This window comes from Trichocoleus sp. DQ-A2 (assembly GCF_039961915.1).
Classification (GTDB): domain Bacteria; phylum Cyanobacteriota; class Cyanobacteriia; order Cyanobacteriales; family FACHB-T130; genus FACHB-T130.
In genome coordinates this window covers 15,024-27,586 of sequence record NZ_JAMPKD010000001.1, presented here as the reverse complement: position 1 = coordinate 27,586, position 12,563 = coordinate 15,024, and the positions used below count along the sequence as shown (strand labels likewise).

Sequence of the window (12,563 nt, the reverse complement as noted above, 5' to 3'; positions counted from 1 at the left end):
TCACGAAAAATCGATTTGCGTTGAGTCGGTATCGCAGCGACTTCCCGCCATCGGGTGCATTCAGCCGCTATTCATGACACTTGTACACGTTGTTGGAATTGGCTTGGATGGTGCAGATGGGCTGAGTCATAGTGTGCGGGAGATTGTAGAGCAAGCGATGCTGTTAATTGGGAGCGATCGCCATCTCTCTTACTTTCCCAATTCCTCAGCCCAACGTCTGATTCTGGGTGACTTGACAAAGGTAGTTGAGGAAATTCGCGATCGCCTGTCTGCGGGTTCTGGCGGCATTGTCGTATTGGTGAGTGGCGATCCCCTCTTTTTTGGACTAGGACGGCTGTTGGTGGCACAACTACCTTCAGCAGAATTAACGTTTCATCCGCATCTGAGTTCGGTTCAACTGGCTTTTAACCGGATTAAGGTTCCCTGGCAGGATGCGCGTGTCATCAGCGCCCACGGGCGATCGCTGGATGAGTTAACCCAAGCGCTGCAACAGGGCATTGAGAAGATTGCTGTATTAACCGATACTCAAAATACGCCGGAAGCGATCGCTCGTCTGTTACTCGCTTTAGATTTACCCAACACTTATCAGTTCTGGGTTTGTGAAAATTTAGGTGGTGCTGATGAGCGAGTTCGGTCTTTTCCCTGTGCCGGAAGACAATTAATGGCGTCTCTACAAGAGCAAAATTTTGCTTCTTTGAATGTCGTTGTCTTGCTACGTCCGTCTGATTCAGCGAGTAAGAGTGGGGACGCATTCCTACCGAATCTGGATGCCCTTCCGATGCTGGGAGTCCCGGATCGGAGTTTCTTGAGTTTTAGTGATCGCCCTGGCTTGATGACGAAGCGGGAAGTCCGGGTTCTTGTACTGGGAGAACTGGCGCTACAGCCGGGACAAATTATTTGGGATATTGGGGCAGGTACTGGCTCAGTTTCGATTGAAATTGCCCGTCTATTCCCCACTTCTCGCGTGTATGCGATTGAGAAAACGGCTGCTGGCACGATGTTAATTCAGCAGAACTGCGATCGCTTCCAAGTAGAAAATGTGATTTCTATTCATGGCAGCGCCCCAGAAGCTTTGTACAGCCTCCCGGCACCTAACCGCATCTTTATTGGCGGTAGCGGCGGCAATTTAACTGAAATTCTCGATACCTGCAATTCGCATTTAACGGCTTCAGGGCGCTTGGTACTGGCACTCGCCACGCTGGAACACCTGAATGAGACTTTGGGCTGGTTATCGCGTCAGCAATGGGATTATCAGTTGTTGCAAGTGCAGTTATCGCGTTCTGTGCCGGTGGGATCGCTGACTCGGTTTTCCCCGCTGAATCCCGTCACGATTCTGGCAGCAAATCGCTGATTTTAAAGATGCTCATTTTAAAGATAAATTTGCCAGATTAAAATCCCAGTTCCCAGCAGACAAAAAATTCCCGCCGCACCCGCCAGAGGCTTTTCTCCCAAACCAGTTACCCAAGCCGGAACAATGCCGGTGTAGCGAATCACTCTCGTCGTATCCAAACTTGCGATCGCCCAAATCCATCCGGCGTGAAGTCCCCACGCCAAGCCTAGATTCCCATCATCACAGACACGAGCCAGCACTAATACCATCCCCATCAGCCATAATCCTGGTAGCTGAGGCAATGTTTCCTGCTGTTCCCAAACCAAATGAAGCAGCGCAAAAATTAAACTAGAAACTGCCGCCGCTACCCAAGTTGAATAATCTTGCTGGAGTTCCGTAAGCAGAAATCCCCGAAAAATTAACTCTTCAATTCCACTAATCAATAATCCTAATAACAATGTTGGTAGTAAGACAGATCCGACTACCGACCACAGATTTTGCGGGGGGTTCTGTGTATCTTCATAGAGAGGATTCTCTTGAGATCGCCACTCAATCCAGCCCAACGCTTTTTGGATGCCAAATACCACTACCAGACTTAGCACCCCTAAAGCGAAGCCTTGTCCTAGTGAAATGAATATTGAAGCTTTCCAGTCCAACCCATAATCCGAAAAAAAAGCCCCCTCCACCCAAGCGGCACCCCAGACGATCGCAGGGGCAATTAAATAGAGCGAAGCTAATAAAGGAAGCTTTTGCTCTACAGCCAAGGGGTGAAAGGGTCGCCATTTCAGCACTGCTGCCAAAGGAATCGCAACTGGCAACCAAAGAACTAACCAGACAATGAAGAAAGCGATCGCCTTCAACACAGCAGGAGTTTGTGGAAGTGATACCAGCCACCAATCGGCTCGATCAAAAATAGGCATTGTTAAAGACAGCTTTCATTGGCTCAAGCGTAACACCTCAAGTTTGGAAAAAACTGCCTTATTTACCGCTGGGGGTAAGCATGAACCCCCGCAGCTTTTATGTCTAGTCCACAAAAGATGTATTTGCTTTCCCTAGGATGCTCCCTTGAAAGGAGAGGCAGTTGGTTCTTTCAAATTTCCCGATAAATTTGTTAGAAGCAACGCCATATCAGAAAGCATTACCGCTTATGATGCAGTCGCCTCCTCACTTTCGCTTTCATCACTGGTATCGTCTCCAGTCTTACTTCCGCCATCCACCTGAATTAGGTGAATATGCTTGTAACCCAGCTTAATTTCAAACTCATCACCAGGCTTTAATCCCATTGCCTCAGTGTAAGTTGCACCAATAACAATTTGACCATTTTTGTGTACGCTTACACGATAGGTTGGTTCGCGACCCCGACCATCTTTTGTTCCTTCTGGATCGAGGGGAACACCTTTCGCGCCTAAAACTGCGTCATAAAAGTCTGTTAAGTTGACGCGAGTCTGGTTGTTCTTTGTTACGGTGTAATAGCCACAGCGTTTTGCTGTTTCTCGCCGTGGTAAGTGTGAAAGCTCTTTTACTTTTTGAAGCAGTGCTTTCCCTGTCAATGGAGCTGTTGCGGTTTCACTCATCGCTATATGCAAAATACACTTCAATCTACAGTATAGTAAAGAGTGTCTAATGCCAATATTTGGCTGACTAAAAAAATATATCGTTAAATCACTCAACTTTCACAAGGATATTTACAAGAGCATCCTCCAAATTCTTAGATTGCAGCAAAATTGCATAATTGGGTAAAAGTTGAGGTTCTTACTACCAGATAGCAGATGGTTAAAGGACAGACTAGAGACTAGAGACTAGAGATTTTGTAAAGTTTAAAGTATAAAGTGTAAAGTATTTACTTCTGAAAATCTATCTTTTGGAGGGGAAGACAGGAGAGCTGTCTGTTTTATCCTTCAAGCCTTCGGCATCTAAAAATCAGCTACACCCCTTAGTCAAGTCATGCCAAACAAAGCTTGTATTTGTCTACAGATCCTAAATTCAGCTTTAGACTAGAAGTTAAGAGCAATGAAGAGCTTTGAAGCATGCAAGTCCTTTTTAAGGTCATCCGGCAGGAGCAAAATTCCTCTCCTGTAGTACAGACTTATACGTTGGATGTCGAGCCTGGTAACACAATTCTGGACTGCCTAAATCTTATTAAGTGGGAGCAGGATGGAAGTTTAGCTTTTCGCAAGAATTGTCGCAACACAATTTGCGGCAGTTGTGGAATGCGAATCAACGGTCGTTCCGCTTTGGCGTGTAAGGAAAATATTGGCAGTGAAGTGCAAAGGCTGCAACAGATAGCAGCGAGTGCTACCCTTTCAGATGCCCCGCAAAAACCTTTAGGTGCCATCCCAGAAATTACTATTGCACCAATGGGCAATATGCCGGTCATTAAAGATTTGGTGGTGGATATGCGTAGTTTTTGGGATCATCTTGAAGTAGTTGAACCCTATGTGAGTACGGGGGAAAATCCTATACCGGAACGAGAGTTTTTACAAACACCCGAAGAACGCGATCGCCTTAATCAAACAGGCAATTGTATATTGTGTGGTGCCTGCTATTCTGAATGCAACGCCCGTGAGGTCAATTCGGATTTTGTAGGACCCCACGCCCTTGCAAAGGCTTATCGAATGGTAGCGGATTCTCGTGACGCCGAAATAGAATCCCGTTTGGAAAATTACAACGAAGGCACCAAAGGCGTCTGGGGTTGTACCCGCTGTTTTATGTGTAATACGGTTTGTCCGATGGATGTGGCACCAATGGATCAAATCGGCAAAATTAAACAGCAAATTCTCGACCGCAAGGACGATCAAGCCAGTCGTTCAATCCGTCACCGGAAAGTATTAATTGATCTAGTGAAGGAAGGTGGTTGGATTGATGAACGTCGGTTTGGTTTACAAGTCGTGGGAAATTCTTTTAGAGACATCAAGGGGATGATTAGCCTGGGGCCACTCGGATTAAGAATGCTGGCTCGCGGTAAGTTTCCTTTGGGGTTTGAGCCGTCTGCTGGGGCTGAGGTAGTGCGATCGCTCATTGAATCTGTCCAAAGCCTTGAGTCTTAATCATATTGAATCACGATTGAAGTAAAAACAATGAATCCTGAAACAACTTCCTCAGAACAATCACCCATAGAAACACCCGCAGAAAATTACAACCAACCAGAGCCTGCTTTCGGCTGGACGCTCTACTCCGAGCAAATCAACGGACGATTCGCAATGGTAGGGTTTGTTGCTTTATTGGTGCTGGAATTTTTCACCCATCAGGATTTTTTTACCTGGCTGGGTTTGCGCTAATCCGCACTTAAAGACATGGATTGGTTAACCGCCAATTCCATTCGTAGGGGCGTGGATTTGTGAGTTGCTAATTCCATCCGTAGGGGCATGGTATAAACACGCCCCTACGCATCTAGATTCTGCCTTAATATCTACCCAAATTAACTGGCTATACCTGAACCGGAGTGCTAAACCGGATTTTAAGATAATCATTCTCCATCTTTGCTCCAGCTGGTTGCAGGGCTGCCAAGGCTTGCGGTAACACCAAATTGCGGCGGTGATTGCCTATCGTAATGTTTAATTCATCGCCGGTTTTACTTAGTTGGATATTATCTTTGGCAATACCGGGCAAGTAAAGTTCTAAGCTGTAGTTATTTTGGTCTTGCACAACCCTCAGAGTGGTTTCCTTGTAATACACCTGAGTGGGATCTTCATCTTTATAGAGCGTTTCCTTTAACCGTTCTAAAGCCTCTAACCCACACATTTCTTCTGAGTAAAGCGGAACTTCCTTGACTGGTAAGGGATGGAAGTTTTCGTGAATTTCCTGCCGATATTGCTGCTGGCTTTCTTTCCAACGTTGAAAGAAAGGGTCGGTCACTTGATCGGGGATAATCCGATTTGCCACCACTAAATCCGTAGCAACATTGTATAAACTCAAATAAGCATGGGCGCGGAGAGACTCTTTAATCACCATTTTTTCGGGATTGGTGACGAGACGGACCGAAGTCTGAGTATTGTCACTCAATACTTTTTCTAAAGCTTCAATCTGCTCGTAGAATTCAAAGGGAGCGTCCATTACCTCTTTATCGGGCAAGGAAAAACCGGCAATTGGTCTGAAGATCGGTTCAACTAGAGGTCTGAGCGCTACTGATATCCCCTGTAGCGGCTTGTAAAAACGTCTCATATACCAGCCGCCGACTTCCGGTAGACTGAGCAATCTTAGAGCCGTACCAGTAGGAGCTGAGTCAATAATTAAAACGTCAAACTCGCCTTCATCGTAGTGGCGCTTCATGCGTACCAAACCGAAAATTTCATCCATACCGGGAAGAATTGCTAATTCTTCCGCTTGTACGCCTTCCAAGCCTCTTGCCTGCAAAACTTGGGTAATATAACGCTTAACTGCGCCCCAGTTGCCTTCTAATTCCATCAGAGCATCTAATTCAGCCCCCCACAAGTTTGGGCGAACCTGTCGCGGATCGTGCCCCAGTTCCAAGTCAAAACTGTCGGCGAGAGAGTGAGCGGGATCGGTACTTAAAACAAGGGTTTTGTAACCGAGTTCGGCACAACGCAAGCCAGTAGCGGCGGCTACAGAAGTTTTGCCAACACCACCCTTGCCGGTCATCAAAATTACGCGCATGAATGCTTTTTTCCTATCTGAGAATTGTTTACGTTACTTATTATTTTTTCCCTGTTTTAAGGGTAACAAATGTTGTTTCAACACATCAAAACGCGAACATTTCCAGTAGTCGATATGGGAAGCAATCATTCCATCAGTGTTGAGTTTCAACTCACTCCAGCCTGGGATGGCGATACGAGGTTTCCACGGCAGAGGGGTATTCCAGCTCAAAGTCCACTCAAGTTGGATTGTATCTCCGGATTTGCGAATGTCATGTAAATCCATCTTGACGTTCATAAACCAGGTTTTGATAAAGCCAATCATGAGTTTGTAACGCTCAAGACCATTAAATTTGTTCAGCGGATCTTTGAAAAAAACGTCTTCTGCATAGATGCTGTAGGTTTGGTTTTCTGGAAATCTTTGGTAGTCGTCTTTGAGGATTTGAATGATGTCCATAAGACTTAGAGGGTGACAAGAAGCTACGGTTCGATTTCAGTCCAGAGGCGTTCTAACTGACGCCGCCATGCTGCCAGCACTTCTTCACGAGCCTCTGGAGGCAGATCCAAATCGCCCATGAGACCTTCTTCGTAGAATCGATCGAGGGTTTGGAGTGTGGCTTCGAGGGATTGTCCTTGCTGCTTGGCAGCCAGGATAATTTGACTAATTCGACTTTCAACGAGCTGATTAAAGCAGTCAGATAAACCTGTCTGATGCAGAGAAATCAGTCGCGCGATCGCTCCTGAAAAATCCTCTACATTTAAAGTCTCAAGATTGTGCTGAAATACACCCCATAGCACTCCCTGATTCAGGGCGTAACGAGTCTCCTGAGTGTCATCAAAATTGGCTTCCAGCATCTGTTCTACAAACGGTTGCGCTTCTTGAGCGGGTGCAATCGGTAAGAGAACTCGCAGCCAAGAACTGTCATCGGAAAGCAGCACCAACAGACGCATCTGAGTCGTTTCTACTTGCCACAAGCCGGGGGCAGTTGCTTCAATCGCTGCGGCATCAAATAGTTCTGTAAGGGTTTTGGTAATGTCTTCAGGTTTCATAATTTCCAAATAATAAACCCCCAGCCTTAGCCGGGGGAAACTTCAAAAGACAGAAGATTGAGGACAGAAGGAGGAATTTATTCCTCATCCTTCATCTTTTCAAGAGAGCCATTCCTCAACAGCATCTTCTTTGGTGTTGGTATTGCGCGATGGCGTTTCGCGGTTAAACTTCATGTGAATCGAGCGAGTTTGCTCGCCATCAGCCGCCACTGCCATAATTGGGTAGTCAATCAGACCATCTTGGAAGGACATCTGGAAGCGGAAGGTGCCATCTGGATTCAGCTTGATGGGACGACCGCCAATTGTGACTGTAGCATCTGGCTCGGTAGCACCGTAAACAATGAGTTCAGCATCGGCAACCAACCAGAACTGGCGAGGACGCATCGGGATGCCGGAACCTGAGAAGCCAGCGCCGGACATTCCCACACCAGACATGGTAAGACCAGATACGGTAGGAACTGCCCACATCCCAACGCCAGAGGGGAAGACGTAGGAACTCAGAGCTTGTTCGGCAAGGGACACTGACTGCATCGAACCAGGTACTTGCTGCATGGAGCCAAACAACGAACCGGCTACCCGTTGAGCTTCGACGGTCTGAGCCATGCCGAAGATTTCGTCGTAAATAGGATTGCCACCTGTGGCTACACTACCGTAGCCAGCCATTGCCATTTTCTTGGCGGGGGGAACCAGTTCGAGGAAAGTCTTACCGCGTAGGTCTTCTTCCCAAGCAACGGTGATGAATTGGTCTTCAATCCAATCTGAAGGATAAACGGGAGGAACGCGGACGGGAGCGGAACGAGCTAAGACGAGCCAGCGACCATCAGCACAACGGTAGCCGATGTCTACAGCATAGTCGCGATCGCTCACGGGCATTGGCAAATACCATTCCCGCGCTAGCTCATCGCAAGGATATTCCTGAATGCTGTGAGGGCTTTGATATTCCAGATTCACGTCGGTGACATCATAGAGTCGCAGCGCGAGTTGTTGTCCTCCCTGACGGCGTAAATCTTCTTTATGATCGTTGGGGATATCCCAGTAGGTGTATGCCCATTGGGGGTCGCGAGGCATCAGGACAACCCGGCTTTCACCGTAGCCACCCGGAAGATCCCCTAGACCTTCATCTACGGATGCAAGGGTTCCACCTGTGCGATCTTCCTGACCCAGTTCAAATTTTGCTGCTTCCACTTCTTCTTGCGCCTCCACTATACGAGTTGAACCGAGAGAAATCTTGGTGCGTTGAACTTCTTTAATTGCTGTTAGCAGTTGCTCTTTACGCATTCTGCTGTATCGAGAGATGCTGCATTCGCTAGCAACTTTACGGAGTTGCCTTAATGTCATCTCTTCCAATGGTGGGCGTTCTTTTGCCATAACAAATAGTCTCCGGTAGTTTGGGCGGCAGTTAGGTTACTTCTCTAGAGACTGACTAGCAAAGCAGCACAAAATGCTATTTCGCATCTCTTCAACTTCGGAAGGTTGTGCCATGTTATCCCCTTGCTGAAATCCGTAACGTCTCAATGGTTAGCTGCGGTCTTGAATGAGCCGGTGTCAGTCTTGAATAGGGGCTGCTTTTGTGACGCCAAGAAGACTGACTGGCTTTCTTGGCTGGATTGAGAATCTAACTGAGCGCCCAGGATTTTAGAAATTTGCTGATTAGAGCATTTCTTTGGGATCGCGGGATCGCTTTGTTAATTTCATGTTGCAGAAAAATACCGGGTTAGGTCAAGGGGTGTTTCAGCCGATTATAGGTATATCTACGAAGTTATAAGGGACTTGGGGATCGAATTGTCATGATATTTTGACATTGCAAACGGATTGGGATCGCCGTAACTTGTCAATTTGTCGGAAACGTTCCCATGCAGATCTACAATGTCAGAAAATCTTGACAAAATAAGCGAAACCCATTCACTTTTTTGGGGCAATCGTTGAAATCTGTCCTTGCCCCAATCCTTCCCCAATCATTAGAGGCAAAGAGAGATTGGTCTCATTCTTAAGCTCCCCTGCCTTGGGAACGCTTTCTTCAGAGGCTCAATTTTTGGTAATCGGCAAGAAAGCTAGATTAATTAGGCAGAAACGAGAACTCCTGTATTGGCGTTTTCGGATTAACCATATACAAGCAGCCAAACCGGAATCATCAACAGTAGCAGTCCGATACTTAGGACAATACTGCTGGCGGCTAAATCTGGGTCGAGATCGTACTCCTCCGCCAGGATCAAACTTGCAAAGGCAGTGGGCACACCTGCCATGAGAACCATTGCCAAGCGGGCATCGCCCGATAAACCAATTAGGGTGGCTGCAATACCCACCAGTCCTGGCATCACCACAACTTTCACCAGGGCAGGGAGTAAGGCAACCCGAAAACTCTTCCATCCTTGCAGCTGAGCGAGCCGTATCCCCATTAGCACAAAGGAGCTAGCAATGACAAACCCTACAGAAGCTTGCAGTCCTGATTCTAGTAGAGTCGGCAGTTCAACCGAGCGAGTGAGGTATCCGAAACTAAATGTCCACAAGGCAGGAACGGTCAAGATATCTCGAAGTTGAATCCACCAATGATTTCGCTTTGCGGGTCGCCCAAAGTAGCTGGCGATAAAGACACCAATTCCATAGGTACCAATGATGTTATTCGTGACGCTGTAGAAGACGGCTAGACCCACAGCTTGAGCGCTAATCAAAGAAGGAGCGATCGCTAACCCCACAAAACCTGTATTGCCCAGCATGGCAGACAGGATGAAACTCCCACAGTGAGGTCGGTCTAAGAAAGGCAGGACAGAAGACTTTTTACTGTCGCCATTTTCACGGCTGAAGCGTTTCCAGACCTGCAAACTTAGCCATGCAAAAGTAAAACCGACCGCCAAAGCTCCTATGGCGATTAGCGGCACCACTCCAGCATTTTCCGATAAGTTTGCCTGACGAGCCAGCGTCAGAATTTGTAGCGGCACCCCAACCCAATAAAGACCGCGACCCAGCAACCTGGGTAAGGAACTGGGGATAAACCTAAAGAGTATGAAACCGAGTACCGTCCACAGGATGATGGGGGTATAGGCATGAAATAAGGTTTCGGTCATTCGTTATTAGCCACTGGTTATCAGCCACGGTCAAGCGTTAACAATCGGTCGCCTAATGACGAGCCGACTCATGACTAATCCCCAATGACTACCTCAGAACCTTCATGTCCTGGATCAGCCACTGACCATCTTTGCGTACCAGGTCATAACGCACGCGCAGGCTTTCATCATAGGAAGAAGCTTGATTGAGCTTACCTGCTTTATAGAAATCTGCGGCTTCATTCACCTGTGCATCCACTTTGGCGCGATCGGGATTGCGATCGCTCATTTCAACAGATTTTACCTCGACCTTGTGCCTGTACTTCCAGTACGAGTTACTGTTCTTTGTGCTTTGAGAACGTTTTTGCCAACGAGATAAAGCGGGATCGGCAAGGATTTGCTGTAATTTTTCGACGGTATGCTCTTCACCCAAGGCATCGGCTTTACTAGCAAGCCAAATCTGAACCAATTGTCGAGCCGTCTCCTGGGTTAGAGGGCCAGATGGACTCAGTATTTTACTGCCTGGTTCGGGAATGGGTACTGGAGGAGCAGCTAGCTGTACCATTGGTTGCTCTCCTTCTAAGAGCGGGCCTGAGAAACTTCTCTGGAGCCAACTGAAAGCAGCGGTCGCTAGCATCAGCAAGACTCCCAAACTGAGAATCCCGGCAAGTCCCAGTAAAAGAAGCCGTCCGGTTTTTGCCGAGCGCAAGGAAGCTGTAGAACGTTGAAGACGACCACCTGAACGACGAGCTGATACATCTCCTCCTGTGGGGGATGCCTTGGACACAGAATCTGGTCTCCGCAACCGACTCGCGATTGTTGCCCGTGGTTGTTCATTTTGTTCCGGTGAATTCCCTCGGCGGCGCTGACGCTTCGAGGCAGCATCCCCAGCCAAGCCCGGATCGTTTCCTTCTGGTTCTGGAGACCGAGAAACTCGTTCTGCCGCCGGTAAATTCGATCCTCCCCCTGTTTGCGGGCGATCGATTGTAGCGGTCATTGTCGCCGTTCGATGAGCCGCACCAGATTGCTGTTCCACCAATTGTTGAAGGCGATCGCGCGAGGAACTGTCTTCAGCATTGGGACGCAAGGGCGCATTGCTTGATGCCGCATCGCTCATCCTGCCCCCATTCTCTCCACTGCCGTTCCGCCCACTGGAGCGAGATACCACACTCTCCGGCCTGCGAAATCCTGGGGAGTCACTTGTCCCTCGCGAGACGGGAGTCGCAGCATAAGATACTTGCTGAGTCGGCAATACCGCCCACTCATTGGTTGTATCTTCCTCTACTGGCAATTCTTCTAAGTACCCCTGAACCTGGTCATCGGCAAAGTAATCTTTTAAAGAAGCTCGCACCGATGCCAAATCTCGGAAGTGGGGAAACACTTCTGCTTGCAACCAACGCTCCCCGTACAAACACAACCCAGGTAACAAGTCTGGGGCACCCTGAGAATGTTCTCGAATGAAGGCGAGGGGTTCGTACTCTTGGCTGAGTTCCAAGGCGCGACTGGCTTCTTCCGTCTGACCGAGAAGAAGGGCGCACACCGCCTGTTCCAAATGCACATCCTGACGCTTGCCTAAGCGCATCAGCATCTGCTTAGCTTGTCTAATTAGACCCGGCTGTCGTTGGGCAAACCCCCGACCTAGTAAAGCATAAACCGCTAAATAGGTAGCCACTGCCGAGGGACGACGCGCTTCTGCTTCAAAGAGATTCTGCTGTTCGGCGGAGGTCAAGTAGCTCCGCAGCTGCTGAATGAAGCGGAGAAAGTCATCAATGTTCAGTCCCGATTGATCGTCTCCGGTGCCATCGATGCCGCCGCGTTCTTGCAACATTTCTTGCAAATGCTGCAATCCTTTACGGCGTTCGGTTACTTTGTCTTCACTACTCGCGAGTAATTCCAAAATTCGGTACGGGCGAAGCTTGTAAAGATCCGCCTGAATTTCACCCCGCAGGCTGGCAAAGATACCTTCTCTCAATAGTAATTCTTGACCCGTCTCTAGGGAGGTGGCGGCGTTTTCATATTGACCTTGCTGCCATTGCTCTCGGCCTAGTTCCAGACACGCCAATGCCAGCGTCAACACAATATCTGGTTGCACTAGCTGAGGGTTGCCCAAACGACCCTTTTCGATACTGGTGCTAGCACGGCTGAGGAAGGGACGTCCCAGCTTCAGCACCAGTTCGTATTCTCCTAGCTCCTGTAAGATCAGCAATGCCCCAACGAATTGCTCATCTTGAATTTCGATGCTGGGCGTATAAGGGTCAAGGTCGGTGTCTGCTGTACCATTTCCTTCCTGACGAGTTGCTGTTCCTGATTCTGAATCCAGGTCGTATGTTTTTGTCAGAAATGTAGCGTCGTAAGCGGAACGCTGTTCTGGATCGCACAGAATCGCGTAAGCTTCGTCTAGCAGTTGTTTCCGGGCGGCGATCGTGATTTCTGAATACTCTCGTCGAGGAAGTTGCAGAGCGCGATCGCGATACGCTTGCTGCAACTGCTCAGCCGTAGCCTGAATCGGCAGGCCCAGAATCCGGTAGTAATCGAGCGGAATTCTCACAG

Annotated in this window: 11 protein-coding genes; 3 read left to right on the top strand and 8 right to left on the bottom strand. The window is 48.2% G+C overall.

Annotated features, from left to right (window positions below):
- Positions 1-73 precede the first annotated feature (73 nt).
- Complete coding sequence (cbiE, locus tag NC997_RS00130) at positions 74-1,351, top strand: precorrin-6y C5,15-methyltransferase (decarboxylating) subunit CbiE (RefSeq protein ID WP_190524202.1); 1,278 nt, start codon at positions 74-76, stop codon at positions 1,349-1,351.
- 17 nt (positions 1,352-1,368) lie between these two features.
- Here cbiE and NC997_RS00125 read toward each other — a convergent pair whose 3' ends face one another.
- Together NC997_RS00125 and NC997_RS00120 are read right to left on the bottom strand one after the other, a co-directional pair.
- A complete protein-coding gene (locus NC997_RS00125) occupies positions 1,369-2,250 on the bottom strand; it encodes a type II CAAX endopeptidase family protein (RefSeq protein ID WP_190524199.1) in 882 nt (293 codons plus the stop codon).
- Positions 2,251-2,475: 225 nt separating this feature from the next.
- A complete protein-coding gene (locus NC997_RS00120) occupies positions 2,476-2,904 on the bottom strand; it encodes an AbrB family transcriptional regulator (protein ID WP_190524196.1) in 429 nt (142 codons plus the stop codon).
- 453 nt (positions 2,905-3,357) lie between these two features.
- Between NC997_RS00120 and NC997_RS00115 the strand changes: the two genes are divergently transcribed.
- Positions 3,358-4,377 (top strand): succinate dehydrogenase/fumarate reductase iron-sulfur subunit, encoded by a 1,020-nt coding sequence (locus tag NC997_RS00115; RefSeq protein WP_190524192.1) that lies wholly within the window; start codon positions 3,358-3,360, stop codon positions 4,375-4,377.
- 30 nt (positions 4,378-4,407) lie between these two features.
- Positions 4,408-4,608: a chlorophyll a/b-binding protein gene (locus NC997_RS00110; protein ID WP_190524190.1), complete on the top strand. Its 201-nt coding sequence runs from the start codon at positions 4,408-4,410 to the stop codon at positions 4,606-4,608.
- Between the two features lie 148 nt (positions 4,609-4,756).
- Here the strand turns inward: NC997_RS00110 and NC997_RS00105 are convergent, their stop codons facing one another.
- The 6 genes from NC997_RS00105 to NC997_RS00080 all read right to left on the bottom strand — a co-directional run bounded on the left by NC997_RS00105 (position 4,757) and on the right by NC997_RS00080 (position 12,561).
- On the bottom strand, positions 4,757-5,944 hold the full coding sequence (locus NC997_RS00105) for a TRC40/GET3/ArsA family transport-energizing ATPase (protein ID WP_190524187.1): 1,188 nt from the start codon (positions 5,942-5,944) through the stop codon (positions 4,757-4,759).
- Between the two features lie 33 nt (positions 5,945-5,977).
- Positions 5,978-6,379 (bottom strand): DUF2358 domain-containing protein, encoded by a 402-nt coding sequence (locus NC997_RS00100; RefSeq protein ID WP_190524184.1) that lies wholly within the window; start codon positions 6,377-6,379, stop codon positions 5,978-5,980.
- Between the two features lie 23 nt (positions 6,380-6,402).
- Complete coding sequence (locus NC997_RS00095; protein ID WP_190524181.1) at positions 6,403-6,972, bottom strand: hypothetical protein; 570 nt, start codon at positions 6,970-6,972, stop codon at positions 6,403-6,405.
- Between the two features lie 99 nt (positions 6,973-7,071).
- A complete protein-coding gene (locus NC997_RS00090) occupies positions 7,072-8,340 on the bottom strand; it encodes a DUF4912 domain-containing protein (protein ID WP_190426891.1) in 1,269 nt (422 codons plus the stop codon).
- 731 nt (positions 8,341-9,071) lie between these two features.
- The gene (locus tag NC997_RS00085; RefSeq protein WP_190524178.1) at positions 9,072-10,034 is read right to left on the bottom strand and encodes an AEC family transporter; all 963 of its coding nucleotides are present in this window, start codon (positions 10,032-10,034) and stop codon (positions 9,072-9,074) included.
- Positions 10,035-10,122: 88 nt separating this feature from the next.
- Positions 10,123-12,561, bottom strand: a complete 2,439-nt coding sequence (locus NC997_RS00080; protein ID WP_190524174.1) for an IMS domain-containing protein — start codon at positions 12,559-12,561, stop codon at positions 10,123-10,125.
- Between the last annotated feature and the right edge of the window lie 2 nt (positions 12,562-12,563).